Below are 282 nucleotides of genomic sequence, written 5' to 3'. Positions count from 1 at the left end.
TCCCTTTGCTGACGGCCCCGTCGAGGATCTCCACCTGCTGGCCCTTGCTGGCGGTGCCTGTCAGTTTCACGGTTGTGTCGACGGTGGTGCCGCCATCTGGAATCACGGTGCCTTTGGAATCCTGGGCGTTGGTGATGATCGGTACATCCACGGCGGTCACGGTCAGTGTCCGTGCCCCCGAAGTCTGGCCCGCGCCGTACAGTGCTTTGGCGGTGAAGCTGTGCGCTGCCACGCTCAACCCCGTAAGGTCTTTGGTCCAGATGCCGGTGGATGGGTCCGCTG

1 pseudogene is annotated in these 282 nt (G+C 63.5%); it reads right to left on the bottom strand.

Annotated features, from left to right (window positions below):
* Positions 1 to 282, bottom strand: a pseudogene (locus tag J5M72_RS28800) (hypothetical protein); the annotation flags it as partial.

The organism is Pseudomonas sp. 58(2021) (assembly GCF_017491585.1).
Taxonomy (GTDB): domain Bacteria; phylum Pseudomonadota; class Gammaproteobacteria; order Pseudomonadales; family Pseudomonadaceae; genus Aquipseudomonas; species Aquipseudomonas fluorescens_BT.
The sequence above is the reverse complement of the archived record's forward strand: the minus strand, read 5'-3'. Positions and strand labels throughout refer to the sequence as shown.